This window comes from Isoptericola croceus (assembly GCF_029382255.1).
Taxonomy (GTDB): Bacteria; Actinomycetota; Actinomycetes; order Actinomycetales; family Cellulomonadaceae; genus Isoptericola; species Isoptericola croceus.
This window is the reverse complement of sequence record NZ_JARLLG010000003.1, coordinates 44411-69162: the sequence shown is the minus strand read 5'-3', so window position 1 is coordinate 69162 and position 24752 is coordinate 44411. Positions and strand designations below refer to the sequence as shown.

General features: G+C 72.1%; 23 protein-coding genes. 6 read left to right on the top strand and 17 right to left on the bottom strand.

All coding sequences use genetic code 11. From position 1 onward, the window contains the following. Nucleotides 1–23: 23 nt before the first annotated feature. The 11 genes from PZC42_RS08905 to rpsD all read right to left on the bottom strand — a co-directional run bounded on the left by PZC42_RS08905 (nucleotide 24) and on the right by rpsD (nucleotide 11222). Entirely contained in the window at nucleotides 24–1337 is a 1314-nt protein-coding gene (locus PZC42_RS08905; RefSeq protein WP_277210174.1) for an extracellular catalytic domain type 1 short-chain-length polyhydroxyalkanoate depolymerase, read from the bottom strand. An 88-nt stretch (nucleotides 1338–1425) separates the two neighbouring features. Further along, on the bottom strand, nucleotides 1426–2568 hold the full coding sequence (aroB, locus tag PZC42_RS08900; protein ID WP_277210172.1) for a 3-dehydroquinate synthase: 1143 nt from the start codon (nucleotides 2566–2568) through the stop codon (nucleotides 1426–1428). Further along, complete coding sequence (locus PZC42_RS08895; RefSeq protein WP_277210170.1) at nucleotides 2565–3092, bottom strand: shikimate kinase; 528 nt, start codon at nucleotides 3090–3092, stop codon at nucleotides 2565–2567. Before PZC42_RS08895 ends, aroB begins: the two co-directional genes overlap by 4 nt. Further along, entirely contained in the window at nucleotides 3089–4306 is a 1218-nt protein-coding gene (gene aroC / locus PZC42_RS08890) for a chorismate synthase (RefSeq protein ID WP_277210168.1), read from the bottom strand. Before aroC ends, PZC42_RS08895 begins: the two co-directional genes overlap by 4 nt. 76 nt (nucleotides 4307–4382) lie before the next feature. Continuing rightward, the gene (locus PZC42_RS08885) at nucleotides 4383–5264 is read right to left on the bottom strand and encodes a shikimate dehydrogenase (protein ID WP_277210166.1); all 882 of its coding nucleotides are present in this window, start codon (nucleotides 5262–5264) and stop codon (nucleotides 4383–4385) included. After that, a complete protein-coding gene (mltG, locus tag PZC42_RS08880; RefSeq protein WP_277210165.1) occupies nucleotides 5261–6424 on the bottom strand; it encodes an endolytic transglycosylase MltG in 1164 nt (387 codons plus the stop codon). The genes PZC42_RS08885 and mltG overlap by 4 nt, the downstream gene beginning before the upstream one ends. Nucleotides 6425–6469: 45 nt before the next feature. After that, nucleotides 6470–6970 (bottom strand): Holliday junction resolvase RuvX, encoded by a 501-nt coding sequence (ruvX, locus tag PZC42_RS08875; RefSeq protein WP_277210163.1) that lies wholly within the window; start codon nucleotides 6968–6970, stop codon nucleotides 6470–6472. Continuing rightward, nucleotides 6963–9653: an alanine--tRNA ligase gene (gene alaS / locus PZC42_RS08870; protein WP_277210161.1), complete on the bottom strand. Its 2691-nt coding sequence runs from the start codon at nucleotides 9651–9653 to the stop codon at nucleotides 6963–6965. Before alaS ends, ruvX begins: the two co-directional genes overlap by 8 nt. 82 nt (nucleotides 9654–9735) lie before the next feature. Continuing rightward, a complete protein-coding gene (locus tag PZC42_RS08865; protein WP_277210159.1) occupies nucleotides 9736–10113 on the bottom strand; it encodes a hypothetical protein in 378 nt (125 codons plus the stop codon). After that, entirely contained in the window at nucleotides 10110–10493 is a 384-nt protein-coding gene (locus PZC42_RS08860) for a DUF948 domain-containing protein (protein WP_277210157.1), read from the bottom strand. The genes PZC42_RS08865 and PZC42_RS08860 overlap by 4 nt, the downstream gene beginning before the upstream one ends. A 102-nt stretch (nucleotides 10494–10595) precedes the next feature. Further along, nucleotides 10596–11222 (bottom strand): 30S ribosomal protein S4, encoded by a 627-nt coding sequence (rpsD, locus tag PZC42_RS08855; RefSeq protein WP_277210155.1) that lies wholly within the window; start codon nucleotides 11220–11222, stop codon nucleotides 10596–10598. Nucleotides 11223–11484: 262 nt separating this feature from the next. On the opposite strand from rpsD, the gene PZC42_RS08850 reads away from it, so the two are divergent. Further along, entirely contained in the window at nucleotides 11485–12318 is an 834-nt protein-coding gene (locus tag PZC42_RS08850; RefSeq protein WP_277210153.1) for a response regulator, read from the top strand. Here PZC42_RS08850 and PZC42_RS08845 read toward each other — a convergent pair. The 3 genes from PZC42_RS08845 to aspS form a co-directional block, all read right to left on the bottom strand. Then, entirely contained in the window at nucleotides 12300–12719 is a 420-nt protein-coding gene (locus tag PZC42_RS08845) for a hypothetical protein (RefSeq protein WP_277210150.1), read from the bottom strand. The genes PZC42_RS08850 and PZC42_RS08845 overlap by 19 nt on opposite strands. A 139-nt stretch (nucleotides 12720–12858) precedes the next feature. After that, nucleotides 12859–14274 (bottom strand): replication-associated recombination protein A, encoded by a 1416-nt coding sequence (locus tag PZC42_RS08840; protein WP_277210148.1) that lies wholly within the window; start codon nucleotides 14272–14274, stop codon nucleotides 12859–12861. Nucleotides 14275–14361: 87 nt separating this feature from the next. After that, entirely contained in the window at nucleotides 14362–16152 is a 1791-nt protein-coding gene (gene aspS / locus PZC42_RS08835; protein WP_277210146.1) for an aspartate--tRNA ligase, read from the bottom strand. Nucleotides 16153–16275: 123 nt separating this feature from the next. On the opposite strand from aspS, the gene PZC42_RS08830 reads away from it, so the two are divergent. Continuing rightward, complete coding sequence (locus PZC42_RS08830; protein ID WP_277210145.1) at nucleotides 16276–16749, top strand: PPOX class F420-dependent oxidoreductase; 474 nt, start codon at nucleotides 16276–16278, stop codon at nucleotides 16747–16749. A 53-nt stretch (nucleotides 16750–16802) separates the two neighbouring features. Continuing rightward, entirely contained in the window at nucleotides 16803–17162 is a 360-nt protein-coding gene (locus PZC42_RS08825) for a DoxX family protein (RefSeq protein WP_277210143.1), read from the top strand. Nucleotides 17163–17194: 32 nt separating this feature from the next. Here the strand turns inward: PZC42_RS08825 and PZC42_RS08820 are convergent, their stop codons facing one another. From PZC42_RS08820 to PZC42_RS08805, 3 genes are all read right to left on the bottom strand, one after another. Then, complete coding sequence (locus PZC42_RS08820) at nucleotides 17195–18829, bottom strand: Rv2578c family radical SAM protein (protein ID WP_277210127.1); 1635 nt, start codon at nucleotides 18827–18829, stop codon at nucleotides 17195–17197. A 538-nt stretch (nucleotides 18830–19367) separates the two neighbouring features. Further along, nucleotides 19368–20750 (bottom strand): histidine--tRNA ligase, encoded by a 1383-nt coding sequence (hisS, locus tag PZC42_RS08810; protein ID WP_277210125.1) that lies wholly within the window; start codon nucleotides 20748–20750, stop codon nucleotides 19368–19370. A gap of 54 nt (nucleotides 20751–20804) precedes the next feature. After that, complete coding sequence (locus PZC42_RS08805; RefSeq protein ID WP_277210123.1) at nucleotides 20805–21533, bottom strand: MBL fold metallo-hydrolase; 729 nt, start codon at nucleotides 21531–21533, stop codon at nucleotides 20805–20807. Nucleotides 21534–21686: 153 nt separating this feature from the next. On the opposite strand from PZC42_RS08805, the gene PZC42_RS08800 reads away from it, so the two are divergent. From PZC42_RS08800 to PZC42_RS08790, 3 genes are all read left to right on the top strand, one after another. Next, nucleotides 21687–22475: a peptidylprolyl isomerase gene (locus tag PZC42_RS08800; RefSeq protein WP_277210742.1), complete on the top strand. Its 789-nt coding sequence runs from the start codon at nucleotides 21687–21689 to the stop codon at nucleotides 22473–22475. Next, nucleotides 22472–23992 (top strand): DUF349 domain-containing protein, encoded by a 1521-nt coding sequence (locus tag PZC42_RS08795; RefSeq protein WP_277210121.1) that lies wholly within the window; start codon nucleotides 22472–22474, stop codon nucleotides 23990–23992. The genes PZC42_RS08800 and PZC42_RS08795 overlap by 4 nt, the downstream gene beginning before the upstream one ends. Nucleotides 23993–24113: 121 nt before the next feature. Further along, nucleotides 24114–24749 carry a hypothetical protein gene (locus tag PZC42_RS08790; protein WP_277210119.1) on the top strand — a complete coding sequence of 212 codons (636 nt, stop codon included), beginning with the start codon at nucleotides 24114–24116 and terminating at the stop codon, nucleotides 24747–24749. Nucleotides 24750–24752: the final 3 nt, after the last annotated feature.

The following is a 24752-nucleotide window of genomic DNA, read 5'->3' as shown; positions in this document are numbered from 1 at the left end:
CGGCCCGCCGTGCGCTCAGCCCGTCACCCGCACTCGACCGGCTGCGGTGACACAGGCGCGGTACCGGCGCCGTTGAAGCCGTAGGAGACGGTGCCGCCGGCGGCCACGCCACCGTTCCAGGCGGCGTTGGTCACGACCAGTGGATCCTCGCCCACGACGTCGCCGTTCCAGAGCGTCACCACTGCCGTGCCGTCCGGCAGCTCGACGACGGTACGCCACGCGTCCAGCCGTGTCGTGGCCGTCACGGTGACCGCGGCCGTGAACCCACCCGTCCAGCTCTGCTGGACGACGAGCACCGCGGAGCAGTCGCCGCTGCCCGGGTCGGTGGGCTCGGGGTCCGGCGTCGGACCTGGATCGGGGTCCGGTCCGGCTCCGGGATCATCCAGTCCCAGGAAGTCGATCGCATACGGGGCCATCCCCCAGGACACCACGTTGTGCCCGACGCCTGGCAGCACGATCGTCTCCACCGGCGGCTCGTCGTCCGCGCCGTAGCGTGTACGGACCCAGCCGTCCTCGGGTGTGTCCGTCTGCGCGGTGCTCTCGTCGATGCCGTGCAGCGTGGTCCACTGCTCGACGGCCTCGCCGAGGTTGGCGTAGGACAGCACGTCGTCCTCGGCGCCGTGCCACAGCTGCATGCGCGGGTACGCACCGGCGTACCCCGGGTTCATGTCTCGCACCCGCTGCGCCCACTGCTCGCCGGTGAGGTCGAGCTCGCCCTGGGCGCACTGCGTGCTCCACAGGTGGGTCGAGCTGCCCGTCGCGAAGCAGGTCGCCGGGACACCGGCGAACGCCGCCCCCGCCGCGAAGACGTCCGGGTACTGCGCGGCCAGCAGGTTGGTCATCATCGCCCCGGACGAGATCCCGGTGACGTAGATCCGCTCGGTGTCGATCCCGTAGGCGTCCACGGCATGGTTCACCATCGACATGATCCCCGTCGGGTCGGACGCGCCGCCACGCTGCATCGCCTCCGGGCTGGCGACGTCGAAGCAGCCGTCCGCCCGCTCGTTCTCCGGGTAGACGATGACGAACCCGTGCTCGTCCGCCGCCTGTCGCCACTCCGCGGTCCCGTCGTAGTACGCCTGGGCCGACCCGGAGCACCAGTGCACCCCGACGAGCAGCGCCGGGTCGCTGACGGCGCCGTCGGCTACCGCGTCGGGGACGTAGGCGTACATGTTCAGGCCGCTGGGGTTGGCGCCGAAGTCCTCCACGGGGGCCAGCGTCGCCGCGGCGGCCGGCGGGGCGGCCACGCCGAGCGGCAGCACGAGCGCCGCCAGGGCTGCGCCGGCACGTCGGAGGCGCGGGCGGGTCCGCGCCGACGGCGCAGTGTCGGTCGTCATGGGTGCCTCCTGGGTGGACGGTGGTCTCTGGCCCAGGATGACCGACGGCGCTGACGACACGCACCGGCTGAAACGCTTAAGCCGCTCCTCAGCCGCCGAGCCGGACCGGGACGCCCGGGCCGCCCGTCGGCGGCTCCTTCGAGATCTCCGCGTAGGCGGCGGCGAGCACCGTCGGATCGGGGCCCTCGAGGCGGACCGGTCTGGCGATGTCGTCCAGCACCACGAAGCGCAGCAGGTCACCCCGGGCCTTCTTGTCGCGGCGCATCGCGGCGAGCAGCTGGTCCCAGCGGTCCCCGCGATAGGTGGTGGGCAGACCCACCGCCGTGAGGATCTCCCGGTGACGGTCGACCACGGCGTCGTCCAGCTTGCCGGCGAGCCGGCCGAGCTCTGCGGCGAACACCATGCCGACGGCCACCGCGGCCCCGTGGCGCAGCTGGTAGCGCTCGACCAGCTCGATCGCATGGCCGAGGGTGTGGCCGTAGTTGAGGATCTCGCGCAGGCCCTGCTCGGTGAGGTCCTCCCCCACCACCCGGGCCTTGACGCGCACCGCGCGTTCGATGAGCTCGGTCAGCACCGCCCAGGTCTCGTCGCTGGCGTCGGAGCCCGCCCACTCGCGGATCGCCACGGCGTGCTCCTCGGTCAGCTCGAGGATCCGTTCGTCGGCGATGAAGCCGGTCTTGATCACCTCGGCCATGCCTGCCACCAGGTCCCAGCGGTCCAGCGACTCCAGGGCGGCCAGATCGCACAGCACGCCCGCCGGCGGGTGGAAGGCGCCCACGAGATTCTTGCCCTCGGCCGTGTTGATGCCCGTCTTGCCGCCCACCGCGGCGTCCACCATGGCGAGCAGCGTGGTCGGCACGTGCACCACCTTGATGCCGCGCAGCCAGGTGGCCGCCACGAACCCGGCGAGATCCGTCGTCGCGCCGCCGCCGACCGACACGATCGCGTCGGAGCGCGTGAAGTCCGCCTGGCCCATGACCTGCCAGCAGAACGCGGCCACCTGGGCCGTCTTCTGCTCCTCGGCGTCCGGCAGCTCTGCGGCGAACGCCTCGTAGCCCTGGGCCACCAGGTCCTCACGGACCGCCTCGCCCGTCGCCTCCAGGGACGCCGGGTGCATCACCAGCACGCGGCGGACGTCCGGACCCAGCAGGCTCGGCAGCTCGCCGAGCAGGTGCCGCCCGATGACGACGTCGTAGGGCTTGGCCCCGTTCACGGTCACCCGGACCGTCATGGCTGTACCTCCTGGTGGATCTGATCGGCCATCTCGTGCGCCGTGCGGCCGTCCGAGTGCACGCGCAGCGTCGCCAGCCGTTCGTAGGTGGGGCGGCGCGCCGCCATGAGCTCGGCCCAGCGGGCCCGCGGGTTGCCGACGAGGAGCGGCCGAGCCTGGTTGAACCCGACGCGCGGGGCGGCGTGCGCGAGGGACACGTCCAGGAAGACGACGACGCCGCCTCCGGCTGCATAGCCCGCCAGCGCGCTCTGGGTGTGGGCGTCCATCACCGCGCCACCGCCCAGGGCCAGCACACCGGGATGCGTCGCGAGCGCCGTCGTAACGGCCTCGCGCTCCAGGTCGCGGAAGTGGGGCTCACCGTCCTCGACGAAGATGTCGGCCACGGCCTTGCCCGCCATCCGCTCGACGTCGGCGTCCGTGTCACGGAACGCTGCGGACAGCTTCCTGGCGAGGATCGTCCCGACGGTGGTCTTGCCGCTGCCGGGCGGGCCGATGAGCACCAGCCGCGGCTGCGCGTCCGTCATCGCAACAGCTCCGGGATGGACGCGAGGTAGGCCTCGGCATTGCGCCGGACCTCGGCCACCGAGTCGCCACCGAACTTCTCCAGCGCGGCCTGCGCCAGCTCGAGGGCCACCATCGCCTCGGCGACGACGGCCGCGGGCGGCACCGCGCACACGTCCGAGCGCTGGTGGTGCGCCGTCACGGCCTCACCGGTGGCTACGTCCACCGTGGCCAGGGCGCGTGGCACGGTGGAGATCGGCTTCATCGCGGCCGAGACCCGGACGACCTCGCCGTTGGACATGCCGCCCTCGATGCCGCCGGCACGGTTGGACCGGCGCCGGATGCGGCCGTCGGCATCCCGCTCGATCTCGTCGTGCGCCGCCGAGCCGCGGCGCTGCGCGGTACGGAACCCGTCGCCGACGGCGACACCCTTGATCGCCTGGATCCCCATCAGGGTGGCAGCGAGGCGCGCGTCGAGGCGGCGGTCGGAGTGTGCGTACGTGCCGAGCCCGGTGGGCACGCCGTAGGCGAGGACCTCCACGACCCCGCCCAGGGTGTCGCCGTCCTTGCGGCAGGCATCGATCTCCGCGACCATCGCCTCGCTCGTGGCGTCGTCGAAGCAGCGCACGGGGTCGGCGTCGAGCGCCGCGACGTCGTCCGGCGTCGGCAGGTCGGCGTCCTCGGGGACCTCGACCGGACCGATGGACGTCACGTGGCTGACGAGGCGTACCCCGAGCGCCTGCTCGAGGAACTTCGCCGCGGCCACGCCCAGGGCCACACGGGTGGCCGTCTCCCGAGCGCTGGCGCGCTCCAGGACGGGACGGGCGTCGTCGAACCCGTACTTGCGCATGCCCACGAGGTCGGCATGACCGGGACGGGGGCGGGTGAGCGGGCGGTTGCGCGCGATCTCGCGCTCGTCGCCGGTGCCGGCGTCGACCTTGAGCGCCTCCGGCGGCACCGGGTCGGCCGACATCACGTCGACCCACTTGGGCCACTCGGTGTTGCCCACCTCGATCGCGAGCGGGCCGCCCTGCGTCACGCCGTGGCGCAGGCCCCCCAGGACGCGCACGGCGTCCTGCTCGAACTTCATCCGCGCACCGCGGCCGTAGCCGAGGCGGCGGCGGGCCAGGGCGTCCTGGATGTCGGAGGTGACGAGCTCCACCCCCGCGGGCAGACCCTCCATCACCCCGACCAGGGCCTGACCGTGCGACTCTCCCGAGGTCAACCAGCGCAGCATGGTCGCGATTCTTTCACGCTCGTCCCGACCGACGGGACGAACGGCCGGATGCCGGACGGCGCGGTGGACGTGACGGTCAGGCGGCGTCGGCGGTCAGGACGCCCTGGAGCGCGGCATCCATCACCGCCACCGGGCCGGGCCGGCCGGTCATCAGCCGGACCTGCTCGACCGCCTGGTGCAGGAGCATGCGCTCGCCGCCGACGACCGTGCCGCCGTGGGCCACCCAGGCCTGCGAGAGTGCCGTGGGCCGCGGGTCGTAGACGACGTCCAGCAGCACGCCGGCCGGGCGGTCGCCGTGCTGCCCCAGCGCGTCCGCGACCGGGTCGGCCGCGTGCGCCGGCATCGTGGAGACCACGGCATCGGCACGCGTGAGCACCGCGGGCGCGGCGGCCGGCTCGAGCACCTCGAAGCGGGGCGTGACGCCCATCCGCGCGGCGGCCTCCTGCAGGCCCGATGCCCGGGCCAGGCTGCGCACGAGCACCAACGGGCTCGTGCAGCCGAGCTCGCCGAGCGCGGCCAGGGTGGACGCGGCCGTCGCTCCCCCACCGAGCACGACGGCGTCCCGCACCGCCGCGTCCCGGCTGCCATGCCGCTCGACCAGACCCTCCCGGATCGCCTCGACCAGGCCGTAGACGTCCGTGTTGGTCCCGGTCAGCGTGATGCCGCCCTGGGACGGTGCCACCAGGACCGTGTTGACCGCTCCGACCGCCTGGGCGAGCGGGTCGACGTGGTCGACGAGGTCCATCACGGCGTGCTTGAGCGGCATGGTCACGCTCAGACCCGCCCAGCCGAGGTCGAGGTCGTCGACGACCTCCGCCAGCCGCTCGACCGTCGTGTCGACGGCCGTGTACTGCCATCCGCCCAGGCCGAGGGCGTCATAGGCGGCGGTGTGCAGCACCGGCGACAGCGAGTGCCCGACAGGATGACCGATGACGGCCGCGCGCCGGGAGAGGCTCATCGGTAGCCGTTCTCCTCTTCCCAGGCGCGCAGCTCCTGCACGTACCGCTCGTGTTCCTCTCGTGTCTCCGAGAACTTTGTCTCTCCCGTCTCAAGATTGACGGTCACCCAGAAGATCCAGTCGCCGTCGGCCGGATTCACGACGGCCTCCACGGACGCAGTCCCCGGGTTCGCAATAGGTGCTGGCGGCAGACCGGTGCGCGCATACAACGAGTACGGGTTGCTCAGGTCTTGATTGTCTGCGTGGGTCAGTTCCGTGCCCGGCTTGTCGATGCCGTAGGCAGTCGACGCATCGATGCCCAGCGGGATCTCACGCTCCAACCGGTTCTCGATAGCGCGCGCCATCTTCGCCCGATGTTCGTCGGTCTTCGCCTCTCGTTCGATGAGCGAGGCCTTGGTCAGCACGTCCTGCCGGTGCCCGTTGTCGACACCGAGGGAGTCGAGCTCGGCCTTGGTCTGGTCGATCATCGTCGCCAGCAGGTCGACCGCCGTGTCGTCGGGCTGCACGCTGTACGTCTTGGGGAACAGCCAGCCCTCCGCGCTGCCGTCGGCCACCTTGGGCAGACCGATGGCCTTCGGGTCCGCCAGCGCTTCCTCGAGCTCCTCCTGCGAGAACTCGGTGACCGACGCCACGCGGTCGATGATCTGGTCGACGGTGTAGCCCTCGGGGATCGTGACGTTCGTCTCGACCTTTTCGTTCGTCAGCAAGGCTTGGACGGCGCCCTGGGCACTCATCTGCGTGTGGAGCTCGTAGGTGCCCGGCTGGATGCCCGCAGCCCCGGGCGAGCTCTCGAACGCCTGGGTGAACGCGCCGACGCTGGCGACGACGTCGGCCTCGGCGAGCACGGTGCCCATCATCGTGCCCGTGGCGCCCTCAGGGATGACGACCTGCACCGGATCGACCCCCGGGCCCTCGTAGTCGGCGGGAGCGCTGTTGAACCCGAACGAGAGGTCCAGGCCCCCCAGGGAGCTGCTGATCCGGTCCCCGAAGAAGTAGGCGCCGGCGCCGATGAGTCCGAGCACCAGCACCAGGATCACCGCGGTGCGCTGCTGACGACGACGCCTGCGCTTGCGCGCCGCGCGCTTGCTCGCCGCGGAACGCACACGCGACGGCGGGGGCGCCGGCCGCTCGGCCGTCGAGGGCTCGAAGAGGTCCGTCACGCCGGGATCATCCTTCGGGTCGTCCGTACAGTGGTCATGAGTTCGTCACGCCTCGACGCGTTCGCCGGCCCGGTCTGCCGAGGTCCGCTCCACATCGAGTGCATGTTGCAAAATGATAACGGCTGCGGCCTGATCTATCACGGGTCTGTGCCTGGCAGTTTTCTTTCCTGCCGCCCGCAGCTGGGCGTGAGCCGTCACCGTGGTCATTCTCTCATCGACCAGGTGTACCGGAACAGGCGCGATCTCACGGGCAAGCCGCCCGGCGAACGTCCGCGCGTCCGCCGTCGCCGCACCCTCGTGGCCCGAGAGGTGCCGCGGCAGTCCCACGTACACGACCGCCGCGAACCTCTCGGACACCTCATGAGCGATGCGCACGACGTCGGCGGTGACCGCAGGCCTGCCGTCGTCCGTCACGGGCACGTCCAGCACCCGCGCGACCGTCTCCACCGGCGTGGCCACCAGCCCGTCGGGATCGGAGCCGGCCAGGCCGATGCGGGCCTTGCCGACATCGACACCGAGACGTGCGCCGCGCGGGAGGTCAGGCACCGACGACCTCGCGCACCGCCGAGGTCACACCGTCGAGGGCGGCCGGCACGGCCGTGATGTCCGAGCCTCCGCCCTGCGCGAGGTCCGGCTTGCCGCCGCCACCGCCACCGAGCGTCTTCGCCGCCGCCTTGACGAAGTCACCGGCGCGCAGCCCGGCGTCGCGGGCGCCTGCGTTGGTCGCCACCACCACGAGCGGGCGGTCGTTCGCGACACCCGCCACCGCGACCACGACGGGGTCGGCGTCTCCGAGCCGGCCGCGCACGTCGAGCGCGAGCGCCCGCAGGTCGTCCGCCGCTCCGACCGTGCCGGCGTCGTGCGCGACGACGCGGACGTCGCCGACGCGCGGCGCGTCGGACGCCAGCGTCCCGGCCGCGGCCAGGAGCTGGCCCTGCCGCAGGGACGCGAGCTCCTTCTCCGTCTCCTTCAGGCGCGTCATCAGGGACCCGACCCGCTCCGTCAGCTCGTCGGGGCGGGCGTTCAGCAGTCCCGTGAGCTGGCCGACGAGCGCGTGCTCCTTGGCATGGAAGCCGTAGGCGCCGTCGCCCACGAGGGCGTCGACACGGCGCACACCGGACCCGATCGACGACTCGCCCAGCAGCGCCACGCGCCCGAGCTCGCCGGTGGCTCGCACGTGCGTGCCACCGCACAGCTCACGCGACCAGTCGCCGCCGATCGAGACGACGCGCACGTTGTCGCCGTACTTCTCGCCGAACAGCGCCATCGCACCCATCTCGCGGGCCGCGGCCAACGACATCGTCGCGTCCGTCACCTCGAGGTTCTCGGTCAGCCGGAGGTTGACCCGCTCCTCGATCTCGGACAGCGCCGAGGACGGCACGGCCGACGGAGACCGGAAGTCGAAGCGGATCCGGCTCGGGGCGTTCTCCGACCCGGCCTGCGTCCGGTCCGGGCCGACGAGCTCGTGCAACGCCTTGTGGATCATGTGCGTCGCGGAGTGCGCGCGGCTGATCGCCACGCGGCGGTCCGCGTCGATCGACGCGGTACCCGGGTCGCCCAGGCTCACCGTGCCCTCGACCAGACGCCCGCGGTGCACCGAGAGCCCGGCGACAGGTCGCTGGACGTCGTCGACCTCGACGATGGCACCGGAGTCGAGCGCGATGGTGCCCTGGTCGGCGAGCTGGCCACCGGCCTCGGCGTAGAAGGGCGTGCGGTCCAGCACGACCTCGACGTCCGCCGGAGCGGTGGCCGTCGGCGCCGGGACGCCGTCCACGAGCAGACCCTCGACCTGCACCGCTGACCGGGTGTCGGTGTAGCCGAGGAACTCGACCGGAGCGGACAGCTCCTTCTGCAGGCCCTCGTACGCGCGCAGGTCCGAATGGCCGGTCTTCTTCGCCAGGGCGTCGGCCCGCGCACGCTGCTTCTGCTCGGCCATGAGCGAGCGGAACGCCTTCTCGTCGACCTGCACACCCTGCTCGGCCGCCATCTCGAGCGTGAGGTCGATCGGGAAGCCGTAGGTGTCGTGCAGGCGGAACGCCTCGCCGCCGCCCAGGACGGCAGGACCGCCGCCGGACTGCTGCTTCGCCCGGGAGACCGCGGTGTCGAGGATGGTCGTGCCGGAGGTGAGGGTGCGCCGGAAGGCCTCCTCCTCGCCATAGGCCACCTCGCTGATCCGCGCGAAGTCGGTCTCGAGCTCCGGGTAGGACGCCTTCATCGCGTCCTTCGACACCGGCAGGAGCGCCGGGAGTGCGACATCGTCGACGCCGAGCAGGCGCACCGCGCGCACGGCACGGCGCAACAGCCGGCGCAGCACGTAGCCGCGGCCCTCGTTCGACGGGCGCACGCCGTCGCCGATGATCATCAGGGCGGAGCGGACGTGGTCGGCCACGACGCGCATGCGCACGTCGTCGTCGTGATCCGCACCGTAACGCTTGCCGGAGAGTTCCTCTGCGGCCGCGATGACAGGGAACACCTCGTCGATCTCGTACAGGTTGTCCTTTCCCTGCAACAGGAAGGCGACCCGTTCGAGCCCCATGCCCGTGTCGATGTTCTTCTTCTCGAGGTCGCCAACGACGCGGAAGTCCTCCTTGGACTTCACGTCGTCGAGCGCGTACTGCATGAAGACGAGGTTCCAGATCTCCAGGTACCGATCCTCGTCGACCTCCGGACCACCCTCGACGCCGTACTCGGGACCGCGGTCGACGTAGATCTCCGAGCACGGACCGCCCGGGCCCGGCTGGCCCGTGTGCCAGTAGTTGTCCTTCTTGCCGCGTGCCTGGATGCGCTCGTCGGGCAGACCGGCGATCTCCTTCCAGAGCCGCCGCGCCTCGTCGTCCTCGTGGTAGACGGTGACCCAGATCTTGTCGGGGTCGAAGCCGTACCTGCCGTCGTCCTGCGAGCCGGTGACGAGGTCCCAGGCGTACGCGATCGCCTGCTCCTTGAAGTACTCGCCGAACGAGAAGTTGCCGTTCATCTGGAAGAACGTGCCGTGCCGCGTCGTCTTGCCGACCTCGTCGATGTCGAGGGTGCGCACGCACTTCTGCACCGACGTCGCGCGCGGCCACGGCGGCGTCTGCTCGCCGGTCATGTAAGGGATGAACGGGACCATGCCGGCGATCGTGAACAGCGTCGACGGGTCCGGCGAGATCAGGGACGCCGACGGCACGACAGTGTGACCCCGGCCCTCGAAGTAGTCGAGCCAACGCTTGCGGATCTCGGCGGTACGCATGGTGTCCTTCGTGATGTGGTCGATGGTGCCCGACGGCGATTGGGCATGCCTGCGGAGGATTATCTCCCGGAACGGGCCGGGCTCAGAACGAATACCCGAGCTCGTCCTCTTCGGCCTCGATCTGGGCGTCCGGGTCGACCGCCGCGGCAGCCGGCGTCGCGTGGGCAGCGTGGCGCCTGTGGGTCGCCCGGCGCGCGGCGCGCACGTCGTCCGGGTGCGCCTGCCCCTCGGCGAGCAGCGCGGCCACGAGCTCCGCCTCCCGTGCGTCACGGGCGACGCCGAACTCGGTGCGGAAGGCCGCGAGGAACGTGCCCGTGCGACGCGACGCCGTCCGCCCCAGCTCTGAGGCGCGGTCGGCGACCGCTTCCGGCGTGTACCGCGCCACGACCCGGCGCCCCTGGTGGATGACGACCACGGTGACCGTGACCCCCACCCCTACCCAGAACAGGCGACGGATCACCGTGCGTCACCACCGTCGTCGGTGGCCTGCCTCCGCCACGCCGTGCCGAACGCCTGGCGCACGCCGTAGGAGAAGGCCGCCACCTTGATGAGCGGGCGGCCGAGCGTCGAGGCGTACAGCCCCGCGAGGGCCGAGACGTTCTCGCTGACCTCAGCCGCCGACGTCGTGATCGTGTCGACCTTGACCAGCTGCTCGTTGGTCGACGCGACCGTCGTGGCTGCCTCGTCCAGGATCGGCACGGAGTGCTCGGTCAGCTCGCGGATGGATCGCGACGTCTCGTCGAAGGCCCTGCCGAGCTTCACCAGCGGCACGGCCAGGAAGCCGACGAGCAGCACGAACGCGAAGGCGGCGACCAGCCCTGCCACGTCCCCAACGGACATCTGTCATCTCCTCGATCGGGTGCCCGGCCACCCTATCCGAGAACGACGAACGCCCCGCTCCCTCCAGGGGGCGGGGCGTCCGTCGTGGCAAGTTGCCCGGTGTCAGCGAGCGTAGAACTCGACGACCATCTGGACCTCGCAGGTCACGGGGACCTCGGCGCGCTTCGGCGCACGGGTCAGCGTGGCCGACAGCTTCTCGAGGCTGACGTCGAGGTAGCCCGGGAGCTCCGGGAGCACGTCGCGGTGCGCACCGGCGGCCGCGACCTGGAACGGCGTCGTGGTCTGCGACTTCGGCTTGACCTGGAGGGTCTGGCCCGGCTTGACGCGGAACGACGGGCGGTCCACGATCTTGCCGTCGACGAGGATGTGACGGTGCGTGACGGCCTGGCGGGCCTGCAGGATCGTCCGGGCGAAACCGCTGCGCAGGACCAGCGCGTCCAGGCGGGTCTCGAGGTCCTCGACCATGACCTCACCGGTCAGGCCGGGGTGCTTGCGGGCAACCTCGTAGACCTTGAGGAGCTGCTTCTCGCGGAGCGCGTACTGGGCGCGCAGACGCTGCTTCTCGCGCAGACGCACCGCGTAGTCCGACTCGGTGCGGCGACGGGCGCGGCCGTGCTCGCCCGGGGGGTACGGACGCTTCTCGAAGTGCTTGACGGCCTTCGGGGTCAGCGGGATGCCGAGCTTGCGGCTGAGGCGCACCTGGCGGCGCGACTTGGTGACAGCAGTCACTGTGCTTCCTGTCCTGTCGTTGGATGGTGAGGTCACACCCGAGGCGTTCCCGGCCGCGAGGCCGAGGATGTCGGGTGCGGGACCAGCCGTCGGAGCGAGATGCTCGCAGGGCCGAGGTCCCAGGCGGTCGCCACGAGGGCAACCGGACCATCTTAGCGCATCCGAGCCAGACGAACGGCACCGGTTGGACACCGTTTCGGCTTGGAGACCATCTCGGCGCGGTGCACAGGCGCGCCGCGCCGCCCGCCGATACGGTGACGACATGTCTGCAGGGGAGACCACGGTCGAGCGGCCGCTCGCACGCGCCCAGGAGCGCACCGCGGTGATCATCGAGGACGACCCGGACATCCGCGAGCTGCTCAGCACGGTGCTCACCCAGGCCGGCTTCAGGACCCGGACCGCCGCGTCCGGGCACGAGGGCGTCGAGCTGGTACGCAAGCACGACCCGCTCGTCACGACCCTCGACGTCAGCCTGCCTGACATCGACGGCTTCGAGGCGTGCCGCCGGATCCGGGCCGTCTCGGACACCTACGTCGTCATGCTCACCGCGCGGACCGAGGAGATCGACGCGCTCATGGGCCTGGACGCCGGTGCCGACGACTACCAGACGAAGCCCTTCCGCCCCCGCGAGCTCCGAGCCAGGATCGAGGCCATGCTGCGCCGACCCCGACGGGCCGCCGTGACGGGCGCCGAGGCCATCGACATCCTGGCCGACGACGAGCCTGATCGGACGGAACGGCAGGACGGGCCCACCCGGCGCCCGGCGGACGACCACGAACGCCGCACCATCGACGGCCTGACCGTCGACCTCGACGCCCGTACCGTGGAGGTGGACGGCGCCGACGTCCACCTGACCCGCAGCGAGTTCGACCTCTTGGCCGCCCTGGTCAACGCCCCGGGCCGGGTGCTCGGCAAGGACACGCTCGTGCGAGCACTGTGGGGCCAGCAGTACGACGTGGGCACGACCGTGGTGGACACGGACCGGCGCGGCGTGGAGGTCCACCTGGCGAACCTGCGGCGCAAGATCGGCGACGACGCCGCACGGCCTCGGTGGATCCGGACGGTGCGCGGCGTGGGTTACCGGTTCGACGCGTGATCCTGGGAGGGCCCGCCGGCCTCCTGGATCGTCCGGTGGTGCCAGACCAGCAGCTGCACGGCGACCTGACGCAAGATCTCGTCCGCCACGATGCGGGCCGGCATCAGGTCGCGGGCCGCCGCGTCGGCGCCTCGGGCGGCCAGTGACTCCAGCGCGCACGCCGCCAACGCCGCCAGCTCGTGGGCACCGACCATCTCCGACGTGCTCCGCACGGTCATGAGTCCGGTCCGGGCACCGTCACGGTCGCCCGCGGCCAAGGCGTACCCGACATCCGTCAGGCGCTCCTCCAGCCTCCCGACCCAAGCGAGCACGAACCGCTCGACGGCGTCACGCTCACCGTCCAGCTCCTCGGCGAGCGCCGACCACGCCCTGAGCAGGTCGGCCGCACGCACGGCGGTCATCGTTCGCCTCGATCACTCGTCGTCAGCTGCATACGACCGATCGTGGACGGCCGGGCGCAAGGGAGGATTCAGGCCGGCTCAATACTTCCTCAAGACTTCGTCAGGATCGATCGATGCCGTCCCGCCGGCGACCCGTCGGTCAGGCTGGGCCGGACCCGCCGGCCCCGCCGTCGAGGATGCCGCGCACGCGCTCCAGCCGGTCGGCCACCTGCCGCTCGAACCCTCGGTCGGTGGGCTCGTAGTAGCGCCGCCCGACCAGCTCGTCGGGCAGGTACTGCTGAGCGGCGACACCGTGCGGCTGGTCGTGGGAGTACAGGTATCCCCGCCCGTGCCCGACCTTCTCGGCGCCGGCGTAGTGGGCGTCACGCAGGTGCGCGGGAACGACACCGACGCGACCGGCCCGGACGTCCTCCATCGCCGCCCCGATCCCGGCATAGGCCCGGTTCGACTTGGGCGCGGACGCCAGGTGCACGACGGCCTCGGCAAGCACGATCCGCCCCTCGGGCATCCCGATGAGCTGGACGGCCTGCGCAGCAGCGACCGCCGTCTGCAGCGCCGAGGGGTCGGCCATGCCGACGTCCTCGGCCGCGGAGATCACGAGGCGGCGGGCGATGAATCGCGGGTCCTCGCCCGCCGCGACCATCCTCGCCAGGTAGTGCAGCGCCGCGTCCACGTCGGAGCCGCGGATCGACTTGATGAACGCCGACACGACGTCGTAGTGCTGGTCCCCGTCGCGGTCATAGCGCACGGCCGCGACATCGACGGCCCGCTCGACGGCGGCCAGGTCGACCGCGACGGGCGTGCCCGGGTCCGGCTCGCCGGCGTCCCGGGCATCGCTCAGCACGGCACCGGCCGCGGCCTCGAGGACCGTCAGGGCCTTGCGCGCGTCTCCCCCGGCCATGCGCACGAGCTGGTCCTCGGCGCCGTCGGCGAGCACGACCGCGCCCCCCAGGCCCCGGTCGTCGGTGACGGCACGGCGCACCAGCGCACGCACGTCGTCGGCTGTGAGCGGCTTGAGGGTGAGCAGCAACGATCGGCTCAGCAGCGGGGAGTTCACGGAGAACGACGGGTTCTCGGTGGTGGCGGCCACGAGGGTCACCCACCGGTTCTCGACGCTGGGCAGCAGCGCGTCCTGCTGCGTCTTGGAGAAGCGGTGCACCTCGTCGATGAACAGCACCGTCTCCTCACCGCCGGTGGCCAGTCGGCGACGAGCATCCTCGATGACCTGGCGGACGTCCTTCACGCCGGCCGTCACGGCGGAGAGCTCCACGAAGCGCCGCCCGGAGCTGGTGGCCACCAGGTAGGCGAGCGTGGTCTTGCCCACCCCGGGCGGACCCCAGAGGATCACGGAGCCCGGCGCCGCCCGCCGCGCCGACTCGTCGGACGGGGCGACGAGCCGGCGCAACGGGGACCCGGGGACCAACAGGTGGCCCTGTCCGGCGACCTCGTCGAGCGTCGCGGGACGCATGCGTACGGCCAGAGGGGCACCCGGGCCGGGACGTGTGGTCACCGGGGTGCCGTGCTTGCCCGTGGTCGCGGCGTCGAACAGGTCCATGGCTCCAGCCTACGGAGCGCCGCCGACGCCTGGCGCACGTCCCGGGCAGTGGGAGCCCGCCGGCGGAGGCAGGCGGGCTCCGCCGCGTCAGTCCTGCTGCTCGTTCTTCTTCCCCGGCGTCGCGTCGACGCCGGCCTCCTTGCGCTGCTCCACCGAGATCGGGGCCGGTGCCTGCGTCAGCGGGTCGAACCCACCACCGGACTTCGGGAACGCGATGACGTCGCGGATCGACGGCGACTTCGTCAGCAGCGCCACGATGCGGTCCCAGCCGAACGCGATTCCGCCGTGCGGCGGCGCCCCGAACTTGAACGCGTCGAGGAGGAAGCCGAACTTCTCCTGCGCCTCCTCGTGTCCGATGCCCATGACCTCGAAGACCCGCTCCTGAACGTCCCTGCGGTGGATACGGATCGAGCCGCCACCGATCTCGTTGCCGTTGCACACGATGTCGTAGGCGTACGCCAGCGCCTCGCCCGGCTCCGCCTCGAAGCGGTCCAGCCACTCGGGCTTCGGCGAGGTGAACGCGTGGTGCACCGCCGTCCAGGCCGAGTTGCCGAGCGCCACGTCGCCTTCGTCGGCGGCGTCTCCCGTCGACTTGAACAGGGGAGCGTCCACGACCCAGACGAACGACCAGGTGTCGTCCTCGATCTGTCCGGTCCGCTCGGCGATCTCCACCCGGGCGGCACCGAGCAGCGCCCGGGACGCGGGCGCCGACCCCGCGGCGAAGAACACCGCGTCGCCGGGCTGCGCACCGGTGGCCCCGGCCAGGCCGGCGCGCTCGGCGTCCGACAGGTTCTTCGCGACGGGACCGCCGAGCGTGCCGTCCTCGGCGAACGTCACATACGCCAGGCCGCGAGCGCCACGCTGCTTGGCCCAGTCCTGCCACGCGTCGAACTGGCGACGCGGCTGGGCGGCACCACCCGGCATGACGACGGCGCCGACGTACTCGTTCTGGAAGACCCGGAACGGCGTCTCGGCGAAGTACTCGGTGAGCTCGACCAGGGGGTTGGCGAACCGCAGGTCCGGCTTGTCGGTGCCGTACAGCCGCATGGCGTCCGCATACGTGATGCGTTCGATCGGCGTGGGCACCTGGACGTCGACGAGCTTCCACAGCGCGACGAGCAGCTCTTCGGTGAGCGCGATGACGTCATCCTGGTCGACGAAGCTCATCTCGACGTCGAGCTGGGTGAACTCGGGCTGTCGGTCGGCGCGGAAGTCCTCGTCGCGGTAGCAGCGGGCGATCTGGTAGTACCGCTCGAGGCCGCCGACCATGAGGAGCTGCTTGAACAGCTGCGGCGACTGCGGCAGCGCGTACCAGGAGCCGGGCGAGAGGCGCGCAGGGACGAGGAAGTCGCGTGCGCCCTCGGGGGTCGAGCGGGTGAGCGTCGGCGTCTCGACCTCGACGAAGTCGTGCCCGTCCAGCACCCGGCGCGCGGTCTGGTTGACCTGGGAGCGCAGGCGCAGCGCAGCGGCGGGTCCCGGGCGGCGGATGTCGAGGTAGCGGTGCGCGAGGCGTGCCTCCTCGCCGATCTGCTCGGAGTCGGCGAGGGCCGTCGAGACCTGGAACGGCAGCGGCGCGGACTCGTTGAGCACCACGACCTCGGCGGCGATGACCTCGACCTCGCCCGTGGCGAGGTTCTCGTTCGCGTTGCCCTCCGGCCGTCCGGACACCTCACCGGTGACCTGCAGGACGAACTCGGCGCGCAGCGGGTGCGCGACCGCCTCGTCGCGGATGACGACCTGAGCGATGCCGGAGGCGTCGCGCAGGTCGATGAAGGCCACTCCCCCGTGATCCCGGCGGCGGTCGACCCACCCCGTGAGGGTGACGGTCTGGCCGATGTGCTCGGCCCGCAGTGAGCCGGCCGTGTGGGTGCGGAGCACGAAGTGGTCCTTTCGAACGAGGTGGGTTCTGGCCGCCGGGCACCTCTCGGTACCACGGCGTGGGCGCGCGACGCCCGTGCCATCCTAATGCGGCACGCCGTCCCCGGAACGAGGAGCTCTCTCATGGCCCGCCAGATTGCGACCAACACCACGGTCTCGCGCTCGGACCTGCTCGACTTCCTGCGATCACGCCGCAACGGTGTGCTCGTGACCAGCCGCGCCGACGGCCGCCCGCAGCTCAGCCCGGTCACCTACGGGGTCGACGGCGCCGGCCGGATCGTGGTCTCGACGTACCCCGAACGCGCGAAGGCGGTGAACCTGCGCAAGCGTCCGCAGGCGTCCTTCATGTCCCAGGGCGACGACTTCGGGGACGCCTGGGTCCAGGTGGACGGCACGGCGGAGGTCCTCGACCTGCCCGAGTCCGTCGAACCGCTGGTCGAGTACTACCGGGCGGCGGCCGGGGCGGAGCACCCGGACTGGGACGAGTACCGCGCGGCGATGGTGGAGCAGGGCAAGTCGGTCGTGCGCATCACGATCGACCGATGGGGGCCGATCGCGACGGGCGGCTTCCCGGCACGGCTGGTCGACAACGGCTGAGGCGCTCGTCACCACCGTCTCAGGGGGTGCCGTGCCCGTCGTATCCTCGACTCATGCGGTGGATTCCTGATCCGACGTGGCCGGTGCTGGTGCTGGCCCTCGTCACGGCGGTCGACGCCGTGCTGTGCATCAGGCCGGTGCCGTTCGTCGCCCGGTGCTTCCGCGACGTGAACTTCCCAGAACGGTGGTGGTGGGTCACGCCGTGGGTCAAGGCTGCCGCGGCGCTCGGCCTGGTCGCCGGGATCTGGGTCCCGGTGCTCGGCACCGTCACGTCGGTCGCGCTGGTGGCCTACTTCGTCGTCGCGATGACCTTCCATGTCCGGGCACGCGACTTCGGACGGAACTTCTTCGTCAACGCCACCGGGATGCTGCTCCTGTGCCTGTTCGTCCTGTGGTTCTCGTTCATCCGGTGACGGCCGCGCGCTGAACTGGTTCGGCTGACTGCTCAGAACAGCACCTGCTCGACGTCGCTTCCGGCCACCTCGATCCCGCCGCCGTCGCGCGGCATGCCCACCACCGCGCCACCGGCAGGCGGTTCGACCATCGCCCCCGCGGGGTAGTCCCCCTCGTCGTGCGGGCGGAGCTCACCTGCCCGACCCGTCGCCCCGGATCCCGAGCGATGCCCCGACACGCCGAACCCGCGCTCGTCGAGCAGCGGCCGGACACGGTTCCACAGCCACTCCCGATATCCCTTCAGGGCGTAGGTACCGCGGGCGAAGACCCGGCCGTACCCGGCGACGAGGTGCGGGTGGTCGCGTTCGAGCCACTGCAGGTACCACTCGCGCGTGCCGGGCTTGAGGTGCAGCGGGACGACCGTGACGCCGGTCGCCCCGGCGTCGGAGACGGCGTCCAGCAGGCGGCGCAGGTGATCGGTGGAGTCCGTGAGCCACGGCAGGACGGGCGCGATCATCACGCCGCACGGCAGGCCGGCGTCGCGCACCGCCCGGACGAGGTCCAACCGCGCCCGAGGCGTAGGGGTGCCCGGTTCGACCGCCTGCTGCAGCTCGGCGTCCGCGAAGGCCAGCGACACCCCGAGGCCGACCTCCACCCGCTGGGCCGCGTCGACGAGGAGGTGCAGGTCACGTCGTAGCAGCGTGCCCTTGGTGAGGATCGAGAACGGTGTGCTCGACTCCGCGAGCGCGGCGATGATCCCGGGCATGAGCCGGTAGCGCCCCTCAGCGCGCTGGTAGGGGTCGGTGTTCGTACCGAGGGCGACGGTCTCACGGCGCCACGACGGCTTGGCCAGCTCGGCACGGAGCACCTCGTCGACGTTCATCTTCACGACGACCTCGGCGTCGAAGTCCCGTCCGGCGTCCAGGTCGAGGTACTCGTGCGTCGGCCGCGCGAAACAGTTGTGACTGATCACGCCGTTGGCCACGAAGTCGCCGGTACCGGTCGTGATGTCGATCAGATCCTGCTCGGACCCGAGGTCCTCGACGAGCACGACACCCAGGTCCGCCGATGCCTCGATCGGCGTGCCGAGGACGGACGTGCGGGCATCGCGCGGCGCCGCTGACGCCGGTCCGCCGATGCCGAACCCCACGAGCGCGTCGGCCGTCGTGAGGTACGGACGACGCAGCCCGGGCACGCCGGGCGCCACGTGCCTCCAGCCCCGACCGGACGTGAGGAAGCGATGGTCGCCGCTCGCCACCAGCTGCGTCCCGTCGGCCAGGGTGATCCGGAACGCCCTCTTGACCGTGGGCCATCTCGCGAGGACCTCCGTCGAGACATAGCGCCGGCACGTGCCGTCGAGCTCGGTCCCGACGATCTGGTCACCGACGTGGACATCGCGGATCGGCTTGTGCCGGCCGTCCGCCATCAGGACCAGCGTCTCCGGGCTCAGGCAGTATCGGCAGGCGTGGCTGCACCCCCGGTACGGGTTGACCGTCCACCGGAACGGCATCCGCGAGGCGGCCGGCACCTTCGACAGGGCGCTCTTGGACAGCACCTCGTGGAACGTGATCCCTGCGAAGTCCGGGGTCCTCACGCTGCGCACGAGACCCAGGCGGGCCAGGCCCGTGCGCTCGAGCCCCGGGAGCGCCCCGTCGTCGGCCCCGACCGCCTGCCCGTCCCACCTCATGGAGGTAGTCGAACACATGTTCGACCGCAGGGTCAATCCCCCCGGGGCGCCGATGATTCCGGCACCGGCGCCCCGTCCACCCTGGAGGAGACCGGCACGCCCGCCGGTCCGCACGATCCCAGGAGCAGATCATGGTCAGCACGCTCTCCGCCTTCAGCGGCTTCTCCGCCGACGACCTCGACACCGCCGAAGCCTTCTACCGCGACACCCTCGGGCTCACCGTGCGACGAAACCCCATGGGCCTCGAGCTCGACGTCACCGGCGGCTCGCCCGTCTTCGTCTACCCCAGGGGCCAGGACCACTCCCCCGCGACCTTCACGATCCTCAACCTCGTCGTGCCCGACGTCGCGGCAGCGGCCGGCGAGCTGGCCGGCCACGGGGTGGAGCTCCTGCGCTATCCGGAGTTCCCCCAGGACGACGACGGGATCCTGCGCAGCACCGAGCCCGCGGAAGGCCCCACGATCGCGTGGTTCGCCGATCCGGCGGGCAACGTGCTCCCTCATCGAGGAATGAGGCGGGACGACGTCACTCCGCCGCGTCACTCCCCGGCGGGCACGACCCGCGGCCACAGGTCGGCGGCAGCGGGATGCCACGTCGCCGGGTCGGCCTCGACCTGCTCGCCCGAGCGGATGTCCTTGACTTGGTGCTCGTCGCCGGGGAACCAGACGAACGGGATACCACGCCGGTCCGCGTACTTGATCTGCTTGCCGAACTTCGCCGCCGACGGCGCCACGTCCGTCGGGACACCTCGCGCACGCAGTGCGGCAGCTACCGCGTCCGACGCTGCTCGGGACTCCTCGTCCGAGACGGCGACCAGCACGGCCGTCGGCACGCCGCGCGTCGCGGTGAGCAGACCGGCGGACAGCAGCCGGGAGACGAGGCGGGAGACACCGATCGACAGCCCGACACCTGGATAGGTGTTCTTGCCGTCGGAGGCGAGGGTGTCGTACCGGCCGCCCGAGCAGATGGAGCCGAGCTCCTCGTGCCCGACCAGGACCGTCTCGTAGACCGAGCCCGTGTAGTAGTCGAGCCCGCGCGCGATCTTCAGGTCGGCCACCACCACGCCGGGCGCCCGCGTCGACGCCGCCTCGATCAGGGCGGAGAGCTCGCTCAGCCCGGTCTCGAGCAGCTCGGTGCAGGCGCCGTGCCGGTCGGCGAGCGCACGGACCCGCTCGATCACCGCGACGTCGGCACCGCTGATCGCCGCGAGGTCGAGGCACGCCCCGGCCTGCTGCGGCGTGGCGCCCTGCTCAGCCACCAGGAGCTCGGCCACCCGGTCCGGCCCGATCTTGTCCAGCTTGTCGATCTGCCGCAGCACGCCCTCGACGTCCTCGATCCCGAGTCCGCGGTAGAAGCCCTCGGCGACCCTGCGGTTGTTGACCAGCACGCGGACCTCCGGCACCCCGATCTCGCGCAGTGCACCGAGCGCCTCGGCCATGACCAGCGGCAGCTCGACCTCGAAGTGGTAGGGCAGCTCACCGGCTCCCACCACGTCGATGTCGGCCTGGCAGAACTCGCGGAACCGGCCGTCCTGGGGGCGCTCGCCGCGCCAGACCTTCTGGATCTGGTAGCGCTTGAACGGGAACGCGAGCCTGCCCGCGTTCTCCAGGACGTACCGAGCGAAGGGGACCGTCAGGTCGAAGTGCAGGCCGAGCTGCTTCTCGGAGCGCGGCGAGCCTGCCGAGGCGGCGTCACCCTCCGAGGTCGCGACCTCGTCCTGCAGCCGGCGCAGCACGTAGACCTCCTTGGAGGTCTCCCCCTTGCGCAACAGCTGGTCCAACGGCTCGACCGCGCGCGTCTCGATCCCGGCGAACCCGTGAAGCTCGAAGGTGCGGCGCAGCACGTCCAGGACGTGCTGCTCCACGACGCGACCGTCAGGGAGCCATTCAGGGAAGCCGGAGAGCGGCGAGATGCGAGCCATGCGCCCGATCTTCCCAGATCCCGGACCGTGCTGCGGACGCCGCCCGTGCGTGCGTCAGCCACCGAGGAACGGGTTGGTCGCCAGCTCGTGGCGCACGGTGGTGGTCGGCCCGTGGCCGGGCACGACGTCCAGCGCCGGGTCGAGGCCGGAGACGACGCCGCGCAGCGTGGCGAGCATCGCGTCGACGTCCGCGCCGGGCAGGTCGGTGCGACCGACTCCACCGGCGAAGAGCACGTCGCCGCTGAGCACGACACCCGCGCGTGCGCCACCGGCCACGACGTACAGCGTGGAGCCCTCCGTGTGCCCGGGCGCGTGCAGAGCGCGCAGTCGCACGTCACCGGCCACGAGCTCGGCCGTGTCCCCGTCGAAGGTCTCGATCTCGATCGGCGCCTGGTAGTCGCGCGGCGTGCGGCCGAAGTCGGACAGCGCCTGGGCGAGCGCCTCGCTGAGAGCTGCAGCCGGACCGCCGGCGTAGTGACCGAGGCCGATCGTGCCGAACGGGTCGGCGATGCGGTACGCGTCGGCGGCGTGGAGCCGGAGCGGGACGTCGTACCGGTCGCAGACCGCCGCGGCGTCCCAGGTGTGGTCGACGTGCCCGTGCGTGGCCAGCACCGCGCGCGGGACGAGGCCGAGCTCGTCGACGACGCGCGCCACGCCCTCGGCCGTGCCGGCGCCTGCGTCGACCACGACGCAGTCGCGGCGGCCGTCCGGCTGCTCGACGTCCGCGACCACGAGGCAGCAGTTGGTCCCGAAGACCGGGGCGACGACCACGTGCACGTCCATGCCGCTACCGTAACGGCACCGCGCGAGGCTGTCGGTCGCGCGCCGGGCTCCACGCCGGGACGCTCGGGCGGTTGGCCGGCGCTGCGAGCCCTAGACTGTCGCACGCGCACGGTTCCGTGCGTGCGAGCACGGATCGAGAGGGGACGAGCGACGGTGGCGCCCAGCAAGCGTGAGCGCGAGTACGCCCGCAAGCGTCAGGCGAAGTGGGACGAGCGGCAGCGCGACAAGCGCGATCGCCGCCGACGCGTCGGTGTGCTCGTCGCGATCCTGGCCGTCTTCGCGCTGGCCGCGGGTACCGCGCTCGTCGCGGGCCTGTCCTCGGCACGGTCCGACGACTCCGCGGTCGACACCGGAGCGACCGGGACCGGGTGCTCACCGGTCTCGACCGACCCGCGCGACGGCGGCGACCTGCCCGACCCCTCCGCTGCCGAAGGGCGCACCTGGACCGCGTCACTCGACCTGTGCGTCGACGGTTCGACCGAGACGATCGGTCTCGAGCTCGACGGACAGCAGGCTCCCCAGGCGGTCGCGAGCTTCGTCTCCCTGGCACGGGCCAGCTACTTCGACGCCACGGCATGCCACCGCCTGGTCACCCAGGGCATCCACGTGCTGCAGTGCGGCGACCCGACAGCCAGCGGCACAGGCGGGCCTGGCTACGCCTACGGCCCGATCGAGAACGCGCCCACCGCCGACGTCTACCCGGCGGGAACCCTGGCGATGGCACGCCGGGGCGGCGACGGCGCTTCCATGGGTTCACAGTTCTTCCTCGTCTACGAGGATTCCACCATCCCGTCCGACGCCGCCGGCGGGTACACGGTGCTCGGCACCGTGACGTCCGGCCTGGACACGGTCCAGGCAGTCGCTGACGCGGGCACGACCGACGGAGCCGCCGACGGCTCCCCGGCCAGCCCCGTCATCATCGAAGGAGTTGAGACCCAGTGAGCGAGAGCATCCCCGGCTCGAACGGACCCGACCACGTCGAGGACCCCGCCGAGCAGGAGCAGGCCGCAACTCCTCGCACCGAACCGGCGGGCGGCCAGGAGCCCCAGCGGGCACCGTCCGCGCAGCCCGCACCGCCCAGGCCCGGGGCTCCCAAGCCGTCCGCCCTGCGCCGCCCCAAGCCGCCGACCAGCCCGGCTGCCTCCGTGGCGCCGGCCGCGCCCGTGACGCCGGTGGCACCCGTCGTCCACGACGCGGCGGACGAGGCGCGTGCCGCAGGATTCGGACGGGTCGACGACGACGGCACGGTCTACGTGAGAGAGAACGCGGGCGAGCGGAGCGTCGGGCAGTACCCGGGCGTGTCCACCGACGAGGCGCTGAGCCTCTACGTGCGGCGCTACCTCGACCTCGCCGCCAAGGTCACCCTGTTCGAGACCCGTCTCGACAGCGCGGACCTGTCCGTGCGCGAGATCGACCAGACCCTGGCCAAGCTCTCCGAGGAGACCGCGGAACCTGCGGCCGTCGGTGACCTCGACGCGTTGCGGACGAGGGTGGAAGGACTGCAGGAGCGCGCCACGGAGCGCCGCAAGCAGCTCGACGCGGAGCGCGCCGCGGCCAAGGACCGTGCGGTCGAGGCCCGGACCGCCATCGTCGAGGCAGCCGAGGCGATCGCGGGGACGGATCCGTCGAAGATGCAGTGGCGGCCTGCGGGCGAGGAGCTGCGCGGTCTGCTGGACCGTTGGAAGGACGCTCAGCGGCACGGTCCTCGCATCGACCGGCCCACCGAGGAGTCGCTCTGGAAGCGGTTCAGCCATGCGCGCACCGCGTTCGACCGTGAACGCCGCCACTTCTTCGCCGAGCTGGAGCAGCGCAACGCCTCCGCGAAGGCCGCCAAGGAGCGGCTGGTGGCCGAGGCGGAGTCGCTGCAGCACTCGACCGACTGGGGAGCCACGGCGGGTGCCTACCGGGACCTGATGACGCAGTGGAAGGCCGCCGGCCGGGCCAACCGCAAGGACGACGACGCACTCTGGGCCCGGTTCCGGGCGGCCCAGGACGCGTTCTTCGGGGCGCGCGACGAGGCGAACGCCGCCATCGACGCCGAGTACGGCGAGAACCTCAAGGCCAAGGAGAAGCTGCTCGTCGAGGCCGAGGCTCTCCTGCCCGTCACCGACCTCGCGTCGGCGAAGGCGGCCCTGCGTGACATCCAGGACCGCTGGGAGGACGCCGGCAAGGTCCCGCGTGGCGACATCCAGCGGGTGGAGGGCCGCCTGCGCGCGGTCGAGACCGCGGTGCGCGACGCCGAGGACGCCCGCTGGAAGCGCACGAACCCGGAGACGCAGGCGCGTGCCGAGGGTGCGGCAGCCCAGCTGGAGGACGCCATCGCCGGCCTCGAGTCGGAGCTCGCCGCCGCCGAGGCCTCGGGTGACCGACGCGCGGTGGAGCAGCTGGAGACGGCGATCGCGGCCCGCCGTTCCTGGCTCGAGCAGGTCGTCCAGGCGGCCGAGGACTCCCGGGGCTGATCGTCGAGGGCTGTGGACGACGCGGTCGTCCACAGCGGACCCTCTCGGTTCGACGGGCGGGGACCGTGGTGCGTTACGTTCGCACCCCGCTCCCCGCCCGTCGTCGTCCTCGGAGGTGCTCGTGGCTCTGCCCGCCCGGCTCGCGGAGGGGCCGCTGAGCGCCTTGCTCGCCCCGGTACGAGCGACACGCACCGTGCTGAGGCCCGCAGACGTCGGCGGCGCGGCGGCGTGGCAGACGCTCGTCCGCGACGGGTACCTGCACGTGCTCCGCGGTGACGCCGCCTGCCCGGCGGACTCCCCGGTCGACCGCGACGTGCGTGCCGGGCTGCTCGCGGCCGAGGTCCCGACGGGCGCCGTCGTCACCGGACGGACCGCCGCCTGGGTGCACACCGGGCACGGCGACGGCCACGCGCTCGACCTCACGTACGCGGCAGGGCGGCACCAGCCGGACCGCCCCGCCGGCGCGCGGCTCTGGCAGGGACCGTTGCTGCACCACGACACGATCCACCTGGCGCAGGTGCCGGTGACCGGGCCGGACCGGACCGTCGTCGAGCTGGTCCTGCACGTCCCCGACCCGCTGTCGGCCGTCTTCGCGATGGCGCGCCGCGGCGGCGCCAACCTGTCGCGGGCGCGCCGTTCCCTCGAGCGACGGACTCGCGCCGTCGGGCGGCCCCGGGCTCGAGAGCTGCTCGACGCCGCAGAGGCGGCCCTGGCAGGGCCGTCAGCTGCAGCGGCGCTGCCGGTCGGCTCGGCGTAGCGT

What these genes read in the sequence shown, in the direction of transcription:
- PZC42_RS08905 (WP_277210174.1), bottom strand. Translation starts at nt 1,337, where the DNA reads ATGACGACCGACACTGCGCCGTCGGCGCGGACCCGCCCGCGCCTCCGA.
- aroB (WP_277210172.1), bottom strand. Translation starts at nt 2,568, where the DNA reads ATGACGGTCCGGGTGACCGTGAACGGGGCCAAGCCCTACGACGTCGTC.
- PZC42_RS08895 (WP_277210170.1), bottom strand. Translation starts at nt 3,092, where the DNA reads ATGACGGACGCGCAGCCGCGGCTGGTGCTCATCGGCCCGCCCGGCAGC.
- aroC (WP_277210168.1), bottom strand. Translation starts at nt 4,306, where the DNA reads ATGCTGCGCTGGTTGACCTCGGGAGAGTCGCACGGTCAGGCCCTGGTC.
- PZC42_RS08885 (WP_277210166.1), bottom strand. Translation starts at nt 5,264, where the DNA reads ATGAGCCTCTCCCGGCGCGCGGCCGTCATCGGTCATCCTGTCGGGCAC.
- alaS (WP_277210161.1), bottom strand. Translation starts at nt 9,653, where the DNA reads ATGCGTACCGCCGAGATCCGCAAGCGTTGGCTCGACTACTTCGAGGGC.
- PZC42_RS08860 (WP_277210157.1), bottom strand. Translation starts at nt 10,493, where the DNA reads ATGTCCGTTGGGGACGTGGCAGGGCTGGTCGCCGCCTTCGCGTTCGTG.
- PZC42_RS08850 (WP_277210153.1), top strand. Translation starts at nt 11,485, where the DNA reads ATGTCTGCAGGGGAGACCACGGTCGAGCGGCCGCTCGCACGCGCCCAG.
- PZC42_RS08845 (WP_277210150.1), bottom strand. Translation starts at nt 12,719, where the DNA reads ATGACCGCCGTGCGTGCGGCCGACCTGCTCAGGGCGTGGTCGGCGCTC.
- PZC42_RS08840 (WP_277210148.1), bottom strand. Translation starts at nt 14,274, where the DNA reads ATGGACCTGTTCGACGCCGCGACCACGGGCAAGCACGGCACCCCGGTG.
- PZC42_RS08830 (WP_277210145.1), top strand. Translation starts at nt 16,276, where the DNA reads ATGGCCCGCCAGATTGCGACCAACACCACGGTCTCGCGCTCGGACCTG.
- PZC42_RS08825 (WP_277210143.1), top strand. Translation starts at nt 16,803, where the DNA reads ATGCGGTGGATTCCTGATCCGACGTGGCCGGTGCTGGTGCTGGCCCTC.
- PZC42_RS08820 (WP_277210127.1), bottom strand. Translation starts at nt 18,829, where the DNA reads ATGAGGTGGGACGGGCAGGCGGTCGGGGCCGACGACGGGGCGCTCCCG.
- hisS (WP_277210125.1), bottom strand. Translation starts at nt 20,750, where the DNA reads ATGGCTCGCATCTCGCCGCTCTCCGGCTTCCCTGAATGGCTCCCTGAC.
- PZC42_RS08805 (WP_277210123.1), bottom strand. Translation starts at nt 21,533, where the DNA reads ATGGACGTGCACGTGGTCGTCGCCCCGGTCTTCGGGACCAACTGCTGC.